Below are 13,984 nucleotides of genomic sequence, written 5' to 3' on the forward strand. Positions count from 1 at the left end.
GTGTTACCCCAACAGCTCCTCTTTCACCTGCATCGCTAAATCGAAAGAATGCAGACGCGCCTGGTGGTCGAAGATCTGGCCATTGACCATGATTTCGTCCGCCTCGGTTTCACGCAGAATCGACTCTAGCCCATGGCGGACTTTAGTTTTATCGCCGACCAGCGACATGCTCAGTGCCTGCTGCACACCATACTGCTCGGACGCTGACCACAGCTGATGCATATTTTCCACCGGCGGCGGCAACTGCCCGGTCTCGCCGCGACGCAGCTTCACAAACGCCTGCTGCATGGAGGTGAAGAGAAACTCCGCATCGCGGTTGCTGTCGGCGGCGATGATATTGATACACACCATCGCGTACGGTTTTTCCAGCCGCGCCGAAGGTTTGAAATTGCTGCGATACAGATGTAGGGCCTGGAACAACATATCCGGCGCGAAGTGCGAGGCGAAGGCAAACGGCAGGCCGAGCTGCGCCGCCAGTTGCGCGCTATAGAGGCTTGAGCCCAGCAGCCATACTGGAATGCGCTCCCCGTAGCCGGGAACCGGGCGCACGTGCGGGTTCGGATCGCGGGCGTCAAACCAGTCCACCAGTTCCGCTACATCGCGCGGGAAATTATCGACATCGCCGCTCATATGGCGACGCAGGGCGCGCATGGTCGGCTGATCGCTGCCCGGCGCGCGGCCAAGGCCGAGGTCGATCCGCCCGGGGTAAAGGGTGTTCAGGGTGCCGAACTGCTCAGCTATCACCAGTGGAGAGTGGTTAGGCAGCATCACGCCGCCGGACCCGAGATGCAGGGTGGTGGTGTTGGCGGCGAGATAGCCAATCAGCACCGAGGTCGCTGCGCTGGCAATGCCGACCATATTATGGTGCTCCGCCAGCCAGTAGCGATGATAGCCGCGCGATTCGGCCAGCCGGGCGAGATCCAGAGAGTGGGTAAAGGCTTCTTTGGCAGAAGATCCTTGCGGGATCGGCGCCAGATCGAGCACCGAGAATGGAACAGATTTGTCAGTCATAAAGGCTCACTTTGCTACAGCATCGTCATCAGATTGAAGGTCTTCTTCCAGCCTGGCGCATCCTGGACGCGCCAGCCAGAAAAGCTGCATTTTTAATAATGCATTAAAATCTGAGCACTGTTGTTAACAAAGTGAGCGGTTTATCAGGCATGAAGCACCAGTCCTGGCAATCGTTTCCAGTAGCCGTTGCAATCGCTATTGCTGGTGAGATCCAGCGGCGCAGCGCCGTTTTCGTTGGCGCGGAAGGCCTCGAGCATGGCGAAGGTCTCGTTGCCCATCGGCGACAGGCGCACCATATCCACCAGGCCGTGCATGGAGGTCAGCTCATTGCCCAGGTTATAGACGTAGCCGCTCATGGTCTGAATACCGTTGAGCACGAACACCTGCTGGTTCTCCTGCGACAGCATGCTGCGCCCGGTAGGGTACTTGATGCAGCAGGTTTCGCACTCGTCCTTTGGCCGGTCTTCCGAGCGGGCGGTAAAGCAGCGCGCGGAATAAGCCAGCGGCAGATGGCCGTAGCTCAGCACTTCGACTTCAAACTGGTTGCGGATACCCAGCTCTTCGCACTGGGTCAGTAAATTAGCCAGCCAGTCACGGGAGAGTTCCACCGGCATGCACCAGCGCACCATGCCCTGTTTCCGCAGCAGGCGCAGGGTGACGGCGTTGTAGCAGTTCAGCGCATGCCCGGCGACGAACGGTAGCTTGCGTTCGGCGCAGAGATTTACCACGCCCAAATCGCTGGCCTCAATCAGAAATTCGCCGTTATCGACATAGCGCTTCAGCTCGCCCAGTTCAGAAGAGGCCTGCACCAGCGCGAGGGTGGAGAGCACAATCTGCTTGCCGCTAGCGGCCAGCGTTTTCGCCATTTCGATCCAGTCGCCAACTTTGGTGGCGCGGCGTTTGCTGCATACCGCTTCGCCGAGATAAATGGTGTCGGCGCTGCAGTTTGCCGCCTGCTGGTAAAAATCTTCCAGCGTCTCTTTTGGCCAGTAGTACAGCACCGGCCCTAATGAATATTTCATGTTTCTCACTGCCATTTACGGTGATAAGCGCCAAGGGTAGTTTGTGTCCCCTCGGACATGGCGCCCAGGGTCTCCATCCAGGCGGACTGCGGTACGAAATTCTGCGGATCGGCTTGGCAGCGATCGATCGCCTGGCGCCAGACTTTCGCCACCTGGGTCACGTAAGCCGGGCTGCGCTGACGGCCTTCGATTTTCACCGAGGCGATATTGGCGGCCATCAATTCCGGCAACAGTTCCAGGGTGTTGAGGCTGGTGGGCTCCTCCAGCGCGTGATAGCGCTCGCCATCAACCAGGTAGCGGCCTTTGCACAGCGTCGGATAACCGGCATTTTCGCCATCCTGATAACGGTCAATCAGCACTTCATTGAGACGCGATTCCAGCCCCTGCGGCGTTTGCTGCCAGCGTACGAAGCGGGCAGGCGAACAGGCGCCGACGGTGTTGGGCGATTCGCCGGTCAGGTAGGAAGAGAGATAGCAGCGGCCTTCCGCCATGATGCACAGGCTGCCGAAGGCGAAGACTTCCAGCGGCACCGGCGTAGCGCGGGCCAACTGTTTCACCTGATGAATAGACAACACGCGCGGCAGTACGACGCGCGCGACGTCGAAGTTGCGATGATAGAAGCGAATGGCCTCTTCATTGGTGGCGGAAGCCTGCACCGAAACGTGACGCTCAATGTGTGGGTAACGCTCCGCAGCGTACTCCAGCATGGCGATATCGGCCAGAATGAGCGCATCGGCGCCCAGCTGAGCGGCCATATCCACTGCTCGCTGCCAGCGGGCGTAGCCGTCGGGATGAGCGAAGGTATTGATGGCGATATGCAGCTTACGACGGTGCTGATGCACAAAGCTGACGGCTTCCTGCAGTTTCTTTTCGGTGAAATTAAGGCCGGCAAAGTGGCGGGCATTGGTGTCATCTTTCAGCCCGATATAGACGGCATCGGCGCCGTTTTCGATGGCCGCCTTAAGCGCCGGAAGGTTACCGGCTGGGCAGAGCAGCTCCATAATTTTTCCTGAAAAATGCGGCCCGTCAGGGACGCTGAATGGTTAACGAGCAGGGATTTTAGTTAACCTTCTGGTGACAATTTTTGATTTGAGGCAGTTAAAAGTGTATTGGCGGCGCCAATAACTGGCGGCCGTCATCGCGTTTTTGTTGATTTACGCCGCTATGTTGTTTATGTGATATGGCACAATAGCGGAACTATTGCATTCATGGAGTAAAGCTTGTGTTGGATAAACTGCGTTCCCGGCTGGTCCACTTTGGCCCGTCTTTAATGAGCGTGCCGGTTAAGCTGGCGCCTTTTGCCCTCAAGCGCCAGGTGCTGGAGCAAGTGCTGAGCTGGCAGTTTCGCCAGGCGCTGGCGGAGGGGGAGCTGGAGTTTCTTGAGGGGCGTTGGTTAAGTATTCATGTGCGTGACATCGGTCTGCTGTGGTATACCTCGGTAGTCGATGGTCGACTGGTGGTCAGCCAGCAGGCCGACGCCGACGTCAGCTTCAGCGCCGACGCCAGCGATCTGTTAATGATCGCCGCGCGCAAGCAGGATCCGGATACGCTATTCTTCCAGCGTCGTCTGGTCATTGAAGGCGATACGGAGCTGGGGCTGTATGTAAAAAATTTGATGGACGCCATTGAGCTCGAGCAGATGCCAAAAGCGCTGCGCGTGATGTTGCTGCAACTGGCGGATTTTGTCGAAGCTGGACTGAAGAGCCCGCAGAAACCTGAACAGACATCGGTAGGTGAGGCATGCTGATTCGAGTGGAGATTGGGATTGATGCACCGGGAATCGACGCGCTGCTGCGTCGTACCTTCGGCCGCGATGCCGAAGCGCAGCTGGTGCACGATCTGCGTGAAGATGGACTGATCACGCTGGGGGTAGTGGCGACGGATGATGAAGGCCAGGTGATCGGCTACGTTGCCTTCAGCCCGGTGGCGGTGGAAGGTGAAGAGCTGCAGTGGGTCGGCCTGGCGCCGCTGGCGGTAGATGAACGCTACCGCGGACAGGGCATTGGCCGGCAGCTGGTTTATGAAGGGCTGGACTCGCTGAATGAGTTTGGCTACGCCGCGGTGGTGACGCTGGGCGACCCGGATTTATACCGTCGCTTCGGCTTTGAACCGGCCGCGCGCTTCGATCTCCGCTGCCGCTGGCCGGACAGCGCCGAGGCGTTCCAGGTTCACCGTCTGGCGGATGACGCCCTCGACGGCGTCCATGGCCAGGTAGAATACAGCGAGCACTTTAATCGTCTTTAAGCCTTGCCAGCAGGGTTTCGAAGGCATCCTCTCCGGCAACGAGGCGCTCTTTTTCGCGCTTCGTTAGCTGCTTGACGCGATATTCCAGTCGCAATGCAAGTGAGTGTTCACCAACTTCGTGGCTAAAGGCCAGCTGCAGGTCGCCTTTGCCGCGCAACGCCTTCGCGCCTTTTCCCGCCTGATGCTGGCGAAAGCGGCGTGGCACGTCGGTGGTGATGCCGGTATAAAGGCGATTATCCGCGGTTCGAATGAGATACAGAAACCAGCACACGGTCACAAAGTCACTATGGTAAGGTGTGTGCACCATAGCATAATGGAGAAGAAAGATGGATACGCTTGCCGCCATTGGTCGCTGGCTGAGTAAACAGCACGTCGTCACCTGGTGCGTCTCCCGTGAAGACGAGCTGTGGTGCGCGAATGCCTTTTACGTCTATGACCCGGATACCGTGGCCTTTTATCTGCTCAGCGAGGAGCACACCCGCCATGGCCAGATGACCGGACAGAGGGCGAAGGTGGCCGGCACGGTTAACGGCCAGCCAAAAACGGTGGCCCTGATCCGCGGCGTGCAGTTCAAAGGCGAGATCCGTCGTCTGAGCGGTGACGAAGAGGCGCGAATGCGCCAGCGCTACGTCAAGCGCTTCCCGGTGGCCCGCATGCTGTCGGCGCCGGTATGGGAGATTCGTCCGGACGAAATCAAATTTACCGACAACACGCTGGGTTTCGGGAAAAAATTACACTGGCGGCGTGATGCCGGCGCCGAGCAGGCGTAGCGCTTCGCGATTGAAGGCCGGTAGATCGTCCGGCGTTCTGCTGGTGACCAGCTGTTCGTTATCGACCACCACCTCCTGGTCGTAAAACTCGCCCCCGGCGTTTTTCACATCCACCACAATCGGTTTCACCGCCGTGAGCTTACGTCCGCGGATCACATCGGCGCTGATCAGCAGCTGCGGGCCGTGGCAGATGGCAAACACCGGCTTACCGCCGTTGACAAAATCGCGGGTAAAGGTGACGAAGCGTTCATCACCACGCAGCTGGTCGGGAGAGTAGCCCCCGGGCAGCAATAAGGCATCAAATTCACCCGGTGTGACGTCATCGATGGCTCTGTCGATGGCGACCTCGGCTTCTCCCTGCTTACCCTTCACCGTTTTGCCAGCCTGCTTTTCGATCGTGATGACCTGATGCCCGGCGAGCTTAAAGGCTTCGGCGGGAGAGGTAAATTCAGAATCTTCAAAGTCGTCGGTAATGAGGACGGCTATCTTTTTACTCATGCTTCCTCCACTGTCTGGATGGTCAATGAGGTAATTCCATGATGATGGTGGATACTTACCTTGTAAGGTATTAAGCCTGGAACATGAGCCTGAAAGTGCAAGGCGGAGAATTCTGTAAAGGAGAACCAATGAGTCAGGTATTATTAACCGGCGCGACCGGGTTAGTTGGCGGTCACTTACTCCGGCTGCTGCAGAATGAGCCCCGTATAAGCACCATCGCCGCGCCGACGCGTCGCCCGCTGGCGCCAGCGGAAGGTGTCTTTAATCCTCACGATCCCCAGCTGACCGATGCCCTGGCGCAGGTGGTTGACCCGGTGGATATCGTCTTCTGTTGCCTGGGAACGACGCGCCGGGAGGCCGGGAGCAAAGAGGCCTTCGTCCATGCTGACTACACGCTGGTGGTTGATACCGCGCTGACCGGCAAACGACTGGGTGCGCAACATATGCTGGTGGTTAGCGCGATGGGCGCCAACGCCCACTCGCCGTTTTTCTACAATCGGGTGAAGGGAGAAATGGAGGCGGCGCTGATTGAGCAAGACTGGCCGCGGCTGACCATCGCCAGGCCGTCGATGCTGTCAGGCGAGCGGGAAAAAAAGCGGGCCAATGAGACCTTCCTCGCACCATTGTTCCGGCTCTTGCCGGGGAACTGGAAATCCATTGCGGCCCGCGATGTGGCGATCGCCCTGCTGGCGGAGGCGCTGTCGCCCACCCACGAAGGGGTGCGAATTCTGACATCATCGGAACTACGGGAGCGCGCCGCGCGGCAGGCTGAATAGCGGTTTGCAAACGCAGGCTTCCGGCGTAGTATTCACGGCTTCAATTCATATCCACATTTCTTGCTGGGGAATGCTATGGCTGGTCAGTCTTCATCTCAGGCGGCGTCACCATTTCAATGGTGGAAACCCGCGCTTTTCTTTCTCGTCGTGATTGTTGGTCTGTGGTACGTCAAATGGCAGCCGTACTACGGGAAAGCCTTCACCGCTGCGGAAACCCACAGTATCGGTAAATCTATTCTCGCCCAGGCCGACGCTAACCCGCTGATGGCGGCGTGGGACTATGCGATGGTTTACTTCCTTGCCGTCTGGAAAGCGGCGGTGCTCGGCGTGCTGCTCGGGTCGTTGATTCAGGTACTCATTCCGCGCGACTGGCTGCTACGCACCCTGGGACAATCGCGGTTTCAGGGCACGCTGCTGGGAGCGATTTTCTCGCTGCCCGGCATGATGTGCACCTGCTGCGCCGCGCCGGTCGCGGCCGGGATGCGCAAACAGCAGGTGTCGATGGGCGGGGCGCTGGCGTTCTGGATGGGGAACCCGCTACTCAATCCGGCGACGCTGGTGTTTATGGGCTTTGTTCTGGGCTGGCAGTTTGCGCTGGTTCGCCTGGTGGCGGGTCTGGCGACAGTATTAACTGTGGCGACGCTGGTGCAGAAATGGGTGAAAGAGGCGGCGACGCAGCCGGTAGCGGTGCCTGCTGCACCGTCGGAAGCGACTCAGGGCGGCTTCTTTAGCCGCTGGCTGCGGGCGCTGTGGACGCTGTTCTGGAACACGATCCCGGTTTATATCCTCGCGGTGCTGGTGCTGGGAGCGGCGCGCGTCTGGCTGTTCCCGCACGCCGATGGCGTGGTGGATAATACGTTGTTCTGGGTTATCGCGATGGCGATCGCCGGCTGCCTGTTTGTGATCCCTACCGCGGCGGAAATTCCGATTGTGCAGTCGATGATGCTGGCGGGTATGGGGACGGCGCCCGCGCTGGCGCTGCTCATCACACTGCCGGCAGTGAGCGTGCCGTCGCTGATTATGCTGCGTAAAGCCTTCCCGGCCAAAGCGCTGTGGCTGACGGGCGGACTGGTGGCGCTGTGCGGGGCGATTGTCGGTGCGCTGGCGCTGGTGTAGTTTGCCGTAAACGTACGCATAGCCGGATTGGATGCCGGGTGGCGGCTACGCCTTACCCGGCACACAACGGACAGGGGGCGGTAGCCCGGCTAAGCGCAGCGCCAGCCGGGAAACTGCAGCTTTATTTAATGTAGCTAAAGGCGGTGGTCACCCGGGATACGCCGCTTACCCGGCTGGCAATATCCGCCGCCGCCCGGCCTTCGCGGTCGGTCACCAGCCCCATCAGGAAGACTTCGCTGTTTTCCGTGGTTACTTTCACGTTCGAGGATTTGACCTGATCGGTGCTCAGGAGCTGCGAACGCACCTTGGTGGTAATCCAGGTATCAGACGAGGCGGTGCCTAAACCAATCGGCTGGCCCTGGCGCACTTCATTAAACACTTCCGTGGTCCCTTCCACGCCCATGGCGATTTGCTTGGCGCGCGCGGAGAGGTCCGGCGTCGGCGACTGGCCGGTCAGCAGGACTTTGCCCTGATAAGCGGTGACGTTGATACGGGCCTGTTTCTTAATCTGTTCATCTTTCGACAAGGCGCTATTGACGCGCAGTTCCAGGGTACTGTCATCGACCTGGGTTCCCACCGTACGCGGGTCCGTTGCGGCTTTGGTGCCGACTGCTGCCGTTCCGACTACCGCGGCGGCAACGCAGCCCTGCAGCAGTAGTGCAGAAAGCAGGATGGCGAGGGGCGAGAGAGCCTTCATGTGTTCTCCTTAATCGTCCTGGTGTGGAAAAAGAGTGTTATCTATCAAATCGCACAGACAGTTGACGGTCAGCATGTGCATCTCCTGGATACGCGCGCTGCGATGGGAGGGGATGCGGATTTCGACATCCTGTTGACCTAACAGGCCCGCCAGCTCACCGCCGTCATAGCCGGTTAACGCGACGATGGTCATGTCGCGGGTCACGGCGGCTTCCACCGCCTTGACGATGTCCCGACTGTTTCCGCGCGTAGAGATCGCCAGCAGCACATCGCCGGCGTGTCCCAGGGCGCGCACCTGCTTGGCGTAGATCTCGTCATGCAAGCGATCGTTAGCGATGGCGGTTAAGACCACATTATCGGTATTTAGTGCAATGGCAGGTAAACCAGGGCGTTCCGTTTCAAAGCGATTAATCATGCTGGCAGCAAAATGCTGTGCGTTGGCGGCGGAGGTGCCATTACCACAACAGAGGATTTTGTTGCCGTTAAGCAGGGACTGGACGAGCGTCATCGCCGCCCGGGAGATGGCGTCCGGGAGTGCTTCCGCTGCGGCAATTTGGGTTTGAATGCTTTCGGTAAAGCAGGCTTTGATTCTGTCGAGCACGGGATCCCTTACTTCTGGTATTACGCTATTCGCCAAAGGCGTTTTTTAGCCATTGGATGTCGTTTCCGGTGAAGGCTACCACATCGAAACGGCAATCCACAGTCTCAAAGCTCCCATTCTGTCGGCAGAGCCACAAACGGGCGGCTTTAAGCAGTCGTTGTTGTTTTTGCGGAGTGACGCTGGCTGCCGCATCACCGTACCGGGCGCTACGGCGGTAGCGCACTTCGATAAAAACGGTGACCGTGCCGTCGCGCATGATAAGGTCAATTTCGCCGCCACGCTCGCGGGCATTGGCGGCGATAAAACGCAGGCCCTGGCCTTCCAGCCAGCGGCGAGCCTGGTTTTCCCAGGCATCGCCGGTCTGTTTGCTTAGCTGGCCGGAACGATTTTTCCCTGCTGGTACTTGAGCCATGACAGTTTCCTGTTAATCACGCAATCCTGGTTGGCCGTCAGATCGCCGGTATTGCCGTTCAGCTCGAAGCCAGGCGTCTGGCGCATTTGCGTGAAGTGATTTGCCAGTGACCAGGCGTCAGCGCCCATGGCATACAGACGCGCCAGCGAGTAGTCATTACGCACCGCGGACAGCGCCTGCTGCATTAGCGACGGATTGCTGCCGGCCAGCATTGGGATCTCACTATACTGCAAGCCTTCCATTTCCAGACGGAAATCCGGCCCCGCGGTGCCCTGGGCGCTGCGCGAGCTGGCGTACAGGGTGACATTGCTCTGGCTGCCGTTGCGCATGGCGATCATCGGTTTGATATAGGCAATCTGTTCCGGGGTGGCGAGGATATAGGCCGCATCGACGCTGCCGCCGCTGCTTACCGGCATCTCATCCGCACTGCCGAGGATGCTGTTCTGCGCTGATGGCAGGGTGGAGACCGGGGTGCCGCTCAGCGCAATGCCCCCGCCGCCGTTCACGCCGGCGCGCAGCTCGGCCGTGGATCCAAAACGCTGCTGCAGGACGCTGGCGCCGCCCAGCTTCAGCCACTCGTCGGCAAAAGCGCTAACCACACGATCGCCCAGCGCGCCGCGCGGAACCAGCAGCAGCGGGGTCTGTTTCCCCTGTTGGTGGATATGTCGGGCGGCGTCACGCGCTTCGTCTTCCGGAGAAAGCGCGAAATAGCAGAGGTTAGCGCGGCTTTCGACTTTTTCCGGCTGGTTGAGGGCCAGCACATTGAGCGGCGTGTTGCTCTTGATAACCTCTTCAACGTTTTCTTTCAGCAACGGCCCAACCACCAGGGTGGCGCCATCCTGCTGCGCCTGGGCGAGCAGCTGGCTTATCGGCTGGGTGGTGGTGTCGTAAATTTTCAGTTCCGCAGAAGGGTTAGCGGCGGTTGCGACCACGGGCTGCGGCTGTGCGGCCGGCGCGGTAACCGGCTGGGTGGCCGGGGAAGCGGTAGTCTGCGGCGTGGTGGATGTTGCCGGCGCCTGGGCTGCCGGTTCCGCAGCAGGCGCTGCCTGGTCCTGCGTCGGGGCCTGAACCGGATCCGCGCGGCTTCCGGTGGCGGTAAGATCGCTGATTTCTGCCTGCGACGGACTCACCACATCATCATTACCGGAGACATTCGCCGCCTGGGCGACCTGGGCGGGAACCGCGCTGCCCGTCACCGACGGCGCGCCGTTTTTAGCGGCTTCAAAGCCCTGCTGGATAGTGCGGCCGAAGATCGACGCCTGACCGTTCAGCGGCAGAAAAAGCGCAATCTTGTTGATGGACGCAGGCTTATAGTTTTGCATATTCACAAGCGCCGTCGGCAGCATTTTAGCGCCCGGGTTTTGCGGATAGCGCGTCTGCCAGTCTTTAACGCCCGCTTTCAGTAGCGTCGGATCGTTGCGGTTGTCAAACCACATCCGCTGCAGATCCAGCCAGCCCTGGAGGATATTTTCATCGGCGTTGATCACCAGCGCATTGGCCTGGTCCTGGGGCATCGAGGTGAGCGCTTGCCAGGTCGCATCAATATTTTTCTGACGCTGTTTGGCGTCACTCAGCAGCGGCTGCTGGGCGATTAAGGCGCGCAGCAGGGTCAGCGATGGTTTACCCTGGCTGGCATCGATTTGCGCCTGCCAGTAGCGCGCCTGCTGAGGCTGCTCAAGGTTTGTCGGATCGATCTTAGCCAGCAGATTACGGGCGGCCTGATAATCGTTCTGCGCCAGCTTCACTTCCACCGCCAGCAGCGACTGTTCACGGGCCTGAGTGCTGTTCAGGTTCGCCGGCAGCTGGTTAAACAGGTCGATAGCCTGCTGCTTCTTCCCTTCCTGCAGTAGTGCACGAATGGCGAGTAATTGCCAGTTGGTCTTGCTATCATTCGTGCTTTGCTGCATCTGCTGTAAGTAGAAACTGGAGTTGGCCTGCGACGTACCCTGCATAAACGCCGCGCTTTGATCCTGCGTGTGGGTGCCGCAGCCAGCAAAAATAAGAGTCGCCAGCAATACGGGCAGGCAGCGCGCGGGCTTAGAACGAAGAAATGTTGACGGTACCATAAGTGTCCAGTGATATTTTTTTGGCTCAATGCTCAATATTAAATCGGCAATACGGACGAGACAATGAAACAACACGAATCAGCGGATAATTCTCAGGGGCAGCTCTATATTGTGCCCACTCCGATAGGAAATCTGTCTGATATCACGCAGCGTGCACTGGAAGTGCTGCAAGCCGTTGATTTAATTGCAGCGGAAGATACCCGTCATACCGGTTTGCTGCTGCAACATTTTGCGATAAACGCCCGTTTGTTTGCGCTTCACGACCATAATGAGCAGCAAAAGGCGGAAACCCTGCTTGCCAAACTGAAAGAAGGGCAAAACATCGCGCTGGTTTCCGATGCCGGCACGCCGCTGATTAACGATCCTGGTTACCATCTGGTGCGCACCTGCCGCGAAGCGAATATTCGCGTGGTGCCGCTGCCGGGCCCCTGTGCGGCTATCGCCGCCCTGAGCGCCGCCGGCCTGCCTTCCGACCGTTTCTGTTATGAAGGCTTCCTGCCGGCGAAATCGAAAGGCCGCCGCGATACCCTGAAAGCGCTGGAAGAAGAGCCGCGCACCCTTATTTTCTATGAGTCGACCCACCGTCTGGTGGAGAGTCTGGAGGATATCTGCGCGGTACTGGGAGAATCCCGCTATGTGGTGCTGGCTCGTGAGCTGACCAAAACCTGGGAGTCGATCCATGGCGCGCCGATTGGTGAGCTGGTGGCGTGGGTGAAGGAAGATGAAAACCGTCGCAAAGGCGAGATGGTGCTGATCGTCGAAGGTTTCAAGGCTCAGGAAGAGGCGCTGCCGGCGGCCGCGCTGCGTACTCTGGTGCTGCTGCAGGCGGAGCTGCCGCTGAAGAAAGCCGCCGCGCTGGCCGCGGAAATCCACGGCGTGAAGAAAAACGCGTTGTATAAGTACGCCCTGGAGCAGCAGGGGGAGTAAACGATGAGCCGTTACCAACCGCCGTTTAGCATCACACCCTCGGTCCTCAACCTTGTCGTTGAGATTGGGGAATTGCTTGGGCATTGGTCGGCGAAACGTGGACAAGCATCGCCGTTGCTGCGTAAAGAAAACCGCATTCGTACTATTCAGGCGTCACTCGCGATTGAACATAATAGCCTGAGCATGGAACAGGTAACGGCGCTGCTGGAAGGCAAACGGGTTCTGGCGCCGGCTAAGGATATTCAGGAAGTGAGAAATGCCATTCGTGCTTATGAATTAATGCCCGGATGGCATGCGGCAAACATTAGCGATCTTCTGACGGCGCATAAAACGCTGATGACCGGGCTGGTTGATCGTCCAGGCGCTTTACGTGGCGGAAACGTCGGCATTTATCGCGGTACGCAGGTGATACATATGGCTCCGCCTGCTGCCCAGGTCCCAAGATTGATCGCTGATTTACTCAGTTGGCTGGAACACACCGAGCTACATCCTTTAATTGCCAGTTCAGTTTTTCACTACGAGTTTGAGTTCATTCACCCTTTCGCTGATGGCAATGGTCGGATGGGGCGTTTATGGCAGACGTTGATTCTAAGCCAGTGGCGTCAGGAATTGGCCTGGCTGCCGGTTGAAACGCTGATCCACCATCAGCAAGAACGTTATTACGACATTTTAGGTGCTTGTGATAAAACCAGTGATTGCACGCTATTCGTGACCTGGATGTTGCAAAATATCCTGGCGGCGCTGAAAGAAGGTCTGGAAACTTCATTCATCGTGTCGGAAGAAATGTCGGAAGAAATGTCGGAAGAAATCGACGTCAAATTAGCCCCACCGGAAAACGCAATTTTGCGTTTGCTAACCGAAAAGCCGGAATTAACGGCGAGAGCGCTGGCGGAGATCTTGGGGATATCAGCACGTACGGTTGAGCGTCATCTGCAAGGGCTACAGGCGAAAGGGAGATTGATTCGCATAGGCGCCAAAAAAGGTGGAAGCTGGCTGGTTAAGTAGAACCAGCCGCCATGATGTTCCACTCAGCGTGCAATTACACTATCTTCAGTTCCACCTTTTTGCTGCTTAACGCTGCACGGTCATTTTCACTAATGCCGTCGTCGGTGATCACGCAGTCTATCTTTTCCATCGGCAGTACCTGGTTAAAGCCCCGGCGATTGAATTTGCTGGCGTCGAGCACGGCGATCACCTGATGCGCGGCGGCGGCCATCACGCTGCTGATGGAGTAGCCTTCGTTAAAGGTGGTGATGCCATTGGTGGCGTCGATACCGTCGGCGCCGACAAACATCAAATCGGCGCAAATACCTTGCAGCGAACGTTCGGCAATCGTGCCGTGCATCGAATGCGTTTTGTGCCGCACGGTACCGCCGCACACCACCAGGGTGATATCTTTATTTTCTGCCAGAGTAAACGCGGCGGGCAGGCTGTTGGTGATGACGGTGATATTGGTCATCCGTACTAATGCCTCGGCGATAAGAAGAGTGGTGCTACCGCTATCGAGGATTACCGTCATACCTTCACGGATCATCGCTGCCGCGGCATGGGCGATGCGCTTTTTGGGATCGCTGGCAAGCTGATAGCGGTCTTCAAGCACCACTTCCTGATTCTCGGCGTCGGTCAGGTCGCTACCCGCACGGGCGGCGCCGCCGTGAAAACGGGTTAACAGTCCTTTTTCTTCCAGTAAGCGGAGATCGGCACGGATCGTTACCTCAGAGATGCCAAAGAGATTCGAAAGGTCTAGAACCAATACGCTACCCTGCGTATTCACCATATCGACAATTTTGTTCCTTCGTTCAAATGAGTTCATCTTGATTTGCCTGATAATTAACTCATCTCAGT

The 13,984-nt window shown here is 58.1% G+C and carries 17 protein-coding genes; 7 read left to right on the forward strand and 10 right to left on the reverse strand.

The genetic code is table 11. The annotated features are described in order from the left end of the window. Positions 1 to 3: 3 nt before the first annotated feature. From KHQ23_RS09595 to KHQ23_RS09605, 3 genes are all read right to left on the reverse strand, one after another. Complete coding sequence (locus tag KHQ23_RS09595; RefSeq protein ID WP_002918234.1) at positions 4 to 1,011, reverse strand: LLM class flavin-dependent oxidoreductase; 1,008 nt, start codon at positions 1,009 to 1,011, stop codon at positions 4 to 6. 143 nt (positions 1,012 to 1,154) lie between these two features. After that, a complete protein-coding gene (locus KHQ23_RS09600; RefSeq protein WP_015959054.1) occupies positions 1,155 to 2,033 on the reverse strand; it encodes a U32 family peptidase in 879 nt (292 codons plus the stop codon). A 5-nt stretch (positions 2,034 to 2,038) separates the two neighbouring features. Further along, the gene (locus KHQ23_RS09605; protein WP_015959053.1) at positions 2,039 to 3,034 is read right to left on the reverse strand and encodes a peptidase U32 family protein; all 996 of its coding nucleotides are present in this window, start codon (positions 3,032 to 3,034) and stop codon (positions 2,039 to 2,041) included. Positions 3,035 to 3,255: 221 nt separating this feature from the next. Between KHQ23_RS09605 and KHQ23_RS09610 the strand changes: the two genes are divergently transcribed. Both KHQ23_RS09610 and KHQ23_RS09615 read left to right on the forward strand, forming a co-directional pair. Further along, entirely contained in the window at positions 3,256 to 3,780 is a 525-nt protein-coding gene (locus KHQ23_RS09610; RefSeq protein ID WP_002918231.1) for an SCP2 domain-containing protein, read from the forward strand. After that, a complete protein-coding gene (locus KHQ23_RS09615; protein ID WP_002918229.1) occupies positions 3,774 to 4,277 on the forward strand; it encodes a GNAT family N-acetyltransferase in 504 nt (167 codons plus the stop codon). Before KHQ23_RS09610 ends, KHQ23_RS09615 begins: the two co-directional genes overlap by 7 nt. Here the strand turns inward: KHQ23_RS09615 and KHQ23_RS09620 are convergent. Beyond that, a complete protein-coding gene (locus KHQ23_RS09620) occupies positions 4,264 to 4,554 on the reverse strand; it encodes a GIY-YIG nuclease family protein (protein ID WP_002918226.1) in 291 nt (96 codons plus the stop codon). The genes KHQ23_RS09615 and KHQ23_RS09620 overlap by 14 nt on opposite strands. A 49-nt stretch (positions 4,555 to 4,603) precedes the next feature. Here KHQ23_RS09620 and KHQ23_RS09625 point away from each other — a divergent pair, with 49 nt between their 5' ends. Continuing rightward, positions 4,604 to 5,047 carry a YhbP family protein gene (locus tag KHQ23_RS09625; RefSeq protein ID WP_002918223.1) on the forward strand — a complete coding sequence of 148 codons (444 nt, stop codon included), beginning with the start codon at positions 4,604 to 4,606 and terminating at the stop codon, positions 5,045 to 5,047. Here KHQ23_RS09625 and KHQ23_RS09630 read toward each other — a convergent pair. After that, on the reverse strand, positions 5,009 to 5,545 hold the full coding sequence (locus KHQ23_RS09630) for a type 1 glutamine amidotransferase domain-containing protein (protein ID WP_002918221.1): 537 nt from the start codon (positions 5,543 to 5,545) through the stop codon (positions 5,009 to 5,011). The two genes, KHQ23_RS09625 and KHQ23_RS09630, sit on opposite strands and share 39 nt — an antisense overlap. Before the next feature lie 128 nt (positions 5,546 to 5,673). On the opposite strand from KHQ23_RS09630, the gene KHQ23_RS09635 reads away from it, so the two are divergent. Then, a complete protein-coding gene (locus tag KHQ23_RS09635; protein WP_002918218.1) occupies positions 5,674 to 6,321 on the forward strand; it encodes an NAD(P)H-binding protein in 648 nt (215 codons plus the stop codon). A gap of 75 nt (positions 6,322 to 6,396) precedes the next feature. Beyond that, on the forward strand, positions 6,397 to 7,437 hold the full coding sequence (locus KHQ23_RS09640) for a permease (RefSeq protein WP_015959052.1): 1,041 nt from the start codon (positions 6,397 to 6,399) through the stop codon (positions 7,435 to 7,437). 121 nt (positions 7,438 to 7,558) lie between these two features. Here KHQ23_RS09640 and dolP read toward each other — a convergent pair whose 3' ends face one another. From dolP to KHQ23_RS09660, 4 genes are read right to left on the reverse strand one after another with little or no spacing between them, the layout of a single operon-like run. Then, entirely contained in the window at positions 7,559 to 8,134 is a 576-nt protein-coding gene (gene dolP / locus KHQ23_RS09645; protein ID WP_015959051.1) for a division/outer membrane stress-associated lipid-binding lipoprotein, read from the reverse strand. 9 nt (positions 8,135 to 8,143) lie between these two features. Continuing rightward, positions 8,144 to 8,734: a DnaA initiator-associating protein DiaA gene (gene diaA, locus KHQ23_RS09650; RefSeq protein WP_002918211.1), complete on the reverse strand. Its 591-nt coding sequence runs from the start codon at positions 8,732 to 8,734 to the stop codon at positions 8,144 to 8,146. 25 nt (positions 8,735 to 8,759) lie between these two features. Continuing rightward, a complete protein-coding gene (locus KHQ23_RS09655) occupies positions 8,760 to 9,146 on the reverse strand; it encodes a YraN family protein (protein ID WP_002918206.1) in 387 nt (128 codons plus the stop codon). Beyond that, a complete protein-coding gene (locus KHQ23_RS09660) occupies positions 9,104 to 11,212 on the reverse strand; it encodes a penicillin-binding protein activator (RefSeq protein ID WP_004185807.1) in 2,109 nt (702 codons plus the stop codon). The genes KHQ23_RS09655 and KHQ23_RS09660 overlap by 43 nt, the downstream gene beginning before the upstream one ends. Positions 11,213 to 11,275: 63 nt before the next feature. Between KHQ23_RS09660 and rsmI the strand changes: the two genes are divergently transcribed. Together rsmI and KHQ23_RS09670 are read left to right on the forward strand one after the other, a co-directional pair. After that, positions 11,276 to 12,139 carry a 16S rRNA (cytidine(1402)-2'-O)-methyltransferase gene (rsmI, locus tag KHQ23_RS09665; RefSeq protein ID WP_015959049.1) on the forward strand — a complete coding sequence of 288 codons (864 nt, stop codon included), beginning with the start codon at positions 11,276 to 11,278 and terminating at the stop codon, positions 12,137 to 12,139. Between the two features lie 114 nt (positions 12,140 to 12,253). Next, positions 12,254 to 13,144, forward strand: coding sequence for a Fic family protein (locus KHQ23_RS09670; RefSeq protein ID WP_004150941.1), 891 nt, complete (start codon positions 12,254 to 12,256; stop codon positions 13,142 to 13,144). 34 nt (positions 13,145 to 13,178) lie between these two features. Here KHQ23_RS09670 and KHQ23_RS09675 read toward each other — a convergent pair whose 3' ends face one another. Then, positions 13,179 to 13,952 (reverse strand): DeoR/GlpR family DNA-binding transcription regulator, encoded by a 774-nt coding sequence (locus KHQ23_RS09675; protein ID WP_002918124.1) that lies wholly within the window; start codon positions 13,950 to 13,952, stop codon positions 13,179 to 13,181. Positions 13,953 to 13,984 lie beyond the last annotated feature (32 nt).

Source organism: Klebsiella sp. 64, assembly GCF_018223915.1.
Classification (GTDB): Bacteria; Pseudomonadota; Gammaproteobacteria; order Enterobacterales; family Enterobacteriaceae; genus Klebsiella; species Klebsiella pneumoniae.